At 63.6% G+C, this 6,334-nt stretch carries 5 protein-coding genes and 1 pseudogene; 4 read left to right on the forward strand and 2 right to left on the reverse strand.

What is annotated here, in order from left to right; genetic code table 11:
• Positions 1 to 281: 281 nt before the first annotated feature.
• From EQG76_RS30380 to EQG76_RS33840, 4 genes and pseudogenes are all read left to right on the forward strand, one after another.
• Positions 282 to 1,202, forward strand: a complete 921-nt coding sequence (locus tag EQG76_RS30380; protein ID WP_159718970.1) for a LysR family transcriptional regulator — start codon at positions 282 to 284, stop codon at positions 1,200 to 1,202.
• 244 nt (positions 1,203 to 1,446) lie between these two features.
• Entirely contained in the window at positions 1,447 to 2,382 is a 936-nt protein-coding gene (locus EQG76_RS30385; RefSeq protein ID WP_159718971.1) for a pirin family protein, read from the forward strand.
• A gap of 45 nt (positions 2,383 to 2,427) precedes the next feature.
• Positions 2,428 to 2,778: a cupin domain-containing protein gene (locus EQG76_RS30390; RefSeq protein WP_159718972.1), complete on the forward strand. Its 351-nt coding sequence runs from the start codon at positions 2,428 to 2,430 to the stop codon at positions 2,776 to 2,778.
• Between the two features lie 197 nt (positions 2,779 to 2,975).
• A pseudogene (locus tag EQG76_RS33840) lies at positions 2,976 to 3,335 on the forward strand (tyrosine-type recombinase/integrase); the annotation flags it as partial.
• Between the two features lie 1,102 nt (positions 3,336 to 4,437).
• Here the strand turns inward: EQG76_RS33840 and EQG76_RS30400 are convergent.
• A complete protein-coding gene (locus EQG76_RS30400) occupies positions 4,438 to 5,943 on the reverse strand; it encodes a tripartite tricarboxylate transporter permease (protein ID WP_159718973.1) in 1,506 nt (501 codons plus the stop codon).
• 9 nt (positions 5,944 to 5,952) lie between these two features.
• On the reverse strand, positions 5,953 to 6,334 hold a 382-nt coding region (locus EQG76_RS30405; RefSeq protein WP_159718974.1), incomplete at its 5' end, for a tripartite tricarboxylate transporter TctB family protein.

A 6,334-nucleotide genomic window follows, 5' to 3' on the forward strand; every position in this document is an offset into this window, starting at 1 on the left:
GTCGCATTGTTCACCACCATGTGCGGGTCGTGACTGTTCAGGTTCGTCAGCTGGAAAGGCTGGTGGTCGATCAGAACGAGCACTGAGTCTTCGGGACGAAGAAGCGAAGCAAGGCCGTTACGAAACACTGTTGCATCCTTCGCTACCGTCGGGACGGCATTGGTTCTTCCGGGAGACATGCGCCAGAGGCGGCGTTGCCTGGGAGAAGCATTGTCGTACCCGTGCGTGATGCGGTAGCACCATTTAGTGGTAATCTGTGTCGCCGAACGGGGAACGCCGAATTGAACATCGAAGATCTACAAACATTCGTCGCAGTGGCCGATGCCGGGGGCATATCGGCCGCCGCGCGCCGGCTCGGCGTCTCCAAGTCCATCGTCAGTCGGCGGCTCTTTCGGGTTGAAGCGGAACTTGGCGTCCAGCTTCTTGTACGAACGACCCGCGGCGGCGCGCTCACAGAGGCGGGAATCACGTTCAGAGACCATGCGGCCAGAGCCAGCGCCGAGATCGATGCGGCCAGGGAAACGATCCTCCCCACCGGTGAGCTGCGCGGCCGCCTTAGGGTTGCGATGCCGCTTTCTTTCGGCCCGACCCACTTCGCCCCCGTGCTTGCAAAAATGGCGCAACACCACCCGCAGCTCCACATCCATACCTCCTACAGCGATCGCTTCGTCGATCTGATCGCCGAAGGTTTCGATTGCGCGATCCGGGTTGGTTATCTTCAGGACTCCAACCTGATCGCGAAGCGCGTCGGGCCGATCTATGGAAGGCTTGTCGCAAGCCCGGACTATATCAAAGCGCACGGTTCACCGGAGACGGTAGAGCAACTCGCCAGCCATCAGGCTCTCATGCAAGGAACGGAAGCCTGGCAGTTCATGGATGGCGACAAGGTCGTCACGGTTCAGCCGCAGGGCAGGTTCAAGGCCGACAACGCGTTGGCGCTTGCCGCTGCCGCGGCTGCAGGCCTCGGCATCGCTTGGCTCCCCGATTGCATCACACACGAATATGTGGTCTCCGGCGCGCTCGTTCCGGTGATGACACGCTATCCCCCACCTTCGGCTGGTGCCTATGTCGTGCGACCGCCGGGTCAGCACCCTGCACGGAAAGTCCGGATCCTCATCGAAATGTTGATCCAGTACTTCGCACAAAATTCGGACATTTGGGGTCTCGACCGTCAAAACACGAACCGGTCGGAGCCATATTAAAGAGTTGCGTTTGGCGGTCGCTCTACAGCGAGCCGCTGAGCTCGACGACATTGCCCGCACGTTCCACCTACTGCGACACAGCTTGACGTATCACAGGGCTAGTTGGGCAGACGGTCGCTGGCCAGTTTAGGCATTCGTCGGACCGAAAGCGCTCTTCCCGCTCGCGCGGTCCGGATTAATCGAAATCAGGCATTCGAATCGGCAAGGACAAGGCTTTCCGGAAACTCAAGAGAGGATGAGGCGCATGAGTTGGAATCCGGCAATCGAACCGGGTTGTCCCGATGAGGTCGGCCTCGACGCGATCGAGACTCTCATCGTTCCACGCGCTCGCGATCTCGGCGGCTTTGAGGTTCGGCGCGCCCTGCCGGCGCCGAAACGGCAGATGGTCGGACCGTTCATCTTCTTCGATCAGGCTGGGCCGGCGGAGTTCCTGACGGGACAGGGCGTCGACGTTCGGCCGCATCCGCATATCGGTCTCGGCACCGTCACCTATCTCTATCGCGGCGACTTCCATCGCCGGGACAGCACCGGAGCCGATCAGATGATCCGTCCGGGCGAACTGAACTGGATGGTCGCCGGGCGCGGTGTCTCCCATTCCGAGCGCACATCAGCGGCCGCCCGAAGCGGCCCGAACAGCCTGTTCGGCATTCAGACCTGGCTGGCGCTGCCCGAGCGTCACGAGGATATGGCACCGATGTTCGAGCATCATGGCAAGGAGGCGCTGCCGGTTATCGAGGATCGCGGCGTCTCGGTCCGGCTCATCCTCGGGGACGCCTACGGCGAAAAGGCCCCTGCGACGATGTTCTCGGAGACGTTCTACGCCGATGTGGCGCTCGAAGCAGGAAGCCGACTGCCGATGCCGCACGATCACGAAGACCGAGGCATCTACATCGTCGAAGGTTCGATCTCGATCGCCGGCCAGGATTTCGAGGCAGGCCGGATGATGGTCTTCCGCCCTGGCGACAGGATCACTGTCGCGGCTGGTGACAGAGGCGCGCGCCTGATGATTCTCGGCGGCGCGACCCTACCGGGTCCCCGCTACATCTGGTGGAATTTCGTCGCGTCTTCGCAGCAGCGCATCGAAGAGGCCAAAGCCGAATGGCGCGCGCAGAACTGGGGCAAGGGGCGCTTTGATCTTCCGGTCGATGACCGGGATGAGCACATTCCTCTTCCGGACTGACCGGCAAAGGTGACTCAACCACGCCAGCTAGAAGGAGCAATTCCCGTGAAGGTTCGCAAGTTCACCATCACCGACGCAGTGCTGGAGCGTTCCCCGGGACAGGACGGGGACGTGTTTGTGGGCAATCTGGTCGACCAGCGCCATGCCTCACCGATCACCATCGGCTACGGCCGCTATGGACCGAACCAGACACTCGAGGAGACGATGGCCGTCGATGATGTGATGGTCGTCCTCGAGGGGCGGCTGTCGGTGTCCACAAACTCAGACAGCGTCACCGCAGGGCCGGGCGACATCGTCCATATGCCCAAAGGCCAGAAGGTGACGATCCGCTCGCACGAGCAAGGCGCGGTCACCGCCTATGTCACTTATCCCCACTGGCAGGAGGCACGGGAGTAAGTCCTCCAGGCGACGCTGCAGGCTCGACGCCCACGCGGTTCATGCTCAACCGAGTAGGCGTTGAGGTCTTGCCTGTGCAGATCTGGCGCCAGGCCTCACCGCTTTGTCTCAGCGACGCCTCGCGCGCATCTGGAAGCTGCTGTCGTTGATGCAGCCGTCCGAGCTCCGCTGCTGAGCATCTGCTTGAGGATGCTGCCTGCCGCCACAACCTGGACGCCTGGCTGCACGCCTATCTTGATGGCTGTGGCCTGACCGACGATCCTAAGAGGCCACGGTTCCGCACGATCGGCCGGGGCACCGGAAAGCTCACCCATACGCCGCTGCTCAGGCCAATGCCTGTGCCGTCGTGCGCCGCCGGGCAGCGGCCGCCGGGATTGCCACGCCGATCGGGAACCACTCGTTCCGGGCCACCGGGATCACCGCCTACTTGAAGAACGGCGGGACCCTGGAGAAGGCGGCGGCGATGGCCCAACCACGCTAGCACGCGCACCACCCAGCTCTATGACCGACGTTCGGACGAGGTAACTCTGGACGAGGTCGAGCGTGTGCTGATCTGACGGCGCTAAAAGATACCCATCTAGAGCCGCTTGGGCCGCCTGATACCTGACCCGTACTACCGGCCCCGCCGGCCCGCCGCCGCATCCGTCGCCGGGCCGGGACACGACCACCAAGGCGTCACGGAGCTCGTCATTTCGTTCGTTGCCCTGACCTCCTTAAGGAAGTGACGAATGTCTCTTGGCGTCCCGATATAGCTGGCCGCATCGAACAGTCTAAGCTTGCTGAGGTCCGTGTGTTGCTTCTCTCTTGGTTGGGGACACCGACAGAGATGCGGTCCGGACGGTCATGAGCTGGTGCGAGATGGAGAACCTGCGTCCCACGTACCGTGTAAGACTGCGATTCGACCAGCGCCGTACCATCGCGGTCCAGGTCTGCCTGCATCCCACGCACCCGCGCAAGGCTGCGATCGGCCACCTGCCCAACAGGCTGGTTGGCTGGGGCCTATTCGGTCCGCTGCGCGAACCTCACGGTTAGCAGCCACCACCGGCCGCCGCTCGGGCGGGTCATCCGACCGACTCCTCGCTGTTGCTGGTTGGCTGGAGTGCGCGAGCCTCCCAAGGAGATCGCGATCGCTTGCAGTTCGCACGGCCTTACCCGAGTGCGCGGGTTCACGCTTTACCGCGGCCGGTTGCACCAGGACCGTTGGGTCCTGGGCAGAGCCTACCGCTCAACGTGCGTTGCCGTCGGGTGCTTCGTCCGGCGGCGGTTGGGGCCACGTACCCCTACCGTGTCGACGACGTACTGCCGGGTCACCCGGGCAGCCGCGACGTCGCGGTCATCCCGGATGCCGCGGGTGGTGCACGTCCGCTGCTCGCGATCCCGAGCGCCAGTCGTTCTCCGACCATGCCACAGTCGGACAGACCCTGGTGCTGCGCTGCCAGCGGTCGAGCACGACCAACTGCGGGCCGTGCCAGGTGGCCTCGTGATCTGCCGGCGCAAGTCGTCCATCGCAGCATCGTGCCTATCCACAGCTGGCTTGGTCTAGCCCAGCGCCTAAGGTTTAGGCTCTAGGACCAATCTGTGGCGCTTGTTCGGTCTCCTGGTGGCTCAAACGATACAGTAACTTGGCCCGCCGGCTCCGCTGCGCGTAAGAGGCTGCAATCATTCTGCCTCTTGGAAGACCTCTTCCCGCTTCCGGCTGAAGGCCGGCACCATGAACATCACGACGACGATGGCGGCCATGAGCAGCAGAGCCGCTGAGAGAGGCCGTGAGAAGAAGACCGTGAAACTGCCGTCGCTGATCAGCATGGCCCGCCGGAAATAGGCCTCCAGGGATTGGCCGAGCACGAAGCCCAAGAGCATCGGGGCGATCTCGCAGCCGAGCCGCACCAGCAGGTACCCGAACGCGCCGAACGCGGCCATCAGGAACACACCGAACGCGTCGTTGGTGACGCTAAACACTCCGATGCAGGAAATCACGATGATCGACGGGTAGAGATAGCGATACGGCACGCTCAAGATCTTCACCCAGATGAAGATCATCGGCAGGTTCAGGATGACCAGGATGATGTTGCCGATCCACATCGAGGCCACCAGACCCCAGAACAAGGTTGGATTGGTGGAGATGACCTGCGGGCCCGGCTGGATGTTGTGCAGCATCAAGGCCCCAATCATCAGCGCCATCACGGCATTGCTGGGCAAGCCCAGGGTCAGCATCGGGATGAACGAAGTCTGGGCGGCCGCATTGTTAGCCGATTCCGGCGCCGCCACCCCTTCGACGACGCCAGTGCCGAAGGCCGTCGGCCGGTTCGAGACCTTCTTCTCGAGGGCGTAGGCGGCAAACGAGGACAGGGTAGCACCACCGCCTGGCAACAGGCCCAGCACGGAGCCCAGGGCCGTGCCTCGAAAGATCGCGGGTGTCATCCGGCGAAAGTCTTCGCGAGACGGCCAGAGACCACTCACTTTGCGGGTGACGAGTTCCCGGTGCAGCGAGTTGCCGGCATTGCAGATAACCTCGGCCAGGCCGAACAGGCCCATGGCAAGCGCGACGAACTCGATGCCGTCGAACAGTTGCGAGAGGCCGGCGGTGAAGCGCTGGCCGCCCGAGGTGATGTCGGTGCCCACCAGGCTCAGCAGCACCCCGACTAGGATCATGCCGACCGCGCGCAGGATCGAGCCATGGGCCAGCGCCACGGCCCCGATCAGTCCGAGCAGCATCAACGAGAAATACTCGGCCGGGCCGAATTGGAAGGCCAGGCGCGAGAGGGTCGGTGCAAATGCCGCCACCAGGATGGTGGCGACGCTGCCGGCGAAGAACGAGCCGATTGCGGCGGTTGCCAAGGCGCTGCCCGCCCTGCCCTTGCGCGCCATCTGGTGGCCGTCCAGGCAGGTGACCACGGAAGAGGACTCGCCGGGAATGTTGACCAGGATCGACGTCGTCGAGCCACCGTACTGTGATCCATAGAAGATGCCGGCCAACATGATCACCGCGCTCTCTGGCGGCAGCGCGTAGGTGAGCGGCAGGAGCATGGCGATGGTCGGCACCGGTCCGAGTCCGGGCAAGACGCCGATCGCCGTCCCGAGCACCACGCCGATCGTGGCATACATTAGGTTCTGCAGGCTGAGCGCGGCGTGGAAGCCCATCGCCAGATGATCGAGCAGTTCCATGGGGCAGCCTCAGCGTACAAGCACAGGCGGCCATACCGGAACCGGCAGGCCTAGCCCTGTGATGAAGGCAAGATGGGCGGCGACCGCGAGGCCGAGCGCCAACAGCAGCGCTGCTCTGAACCGGAAGGCCGGGTCAGCGCGCGAGGCGATCAGCACCGACGCGATCGCGGCAATGTAGAGGCCGGCGAGCGGCAGGAGGATGCCGAACGCGATCACCGAGCCGATGACCAGAACGAACGGCTGTGGTGCTACCGAGAAGACGACATCGTCGGGATCCTCGTCCTTCGCCGGCCGGAGCAGCATGACCGCCCCCAGAAAGGCCAGGCCGAGGCCGACCCAGAAGGGAAAGAAGCCCCGGCCCATGCTGGCCGGACTGCCGAGCGGATGGTGC

Origin of the sequence: Geminicoccus flavidas (genome assembly GCF_009806515.1) — a bacterium.
Taxonomy (GTDB): domain Bacteria; phylum Pseudomonadota; class Alphaproteobacteria; order Geminicoccales; family Geminicoccaceae; genus Geminicoccus; species Geminicoccus flavidus.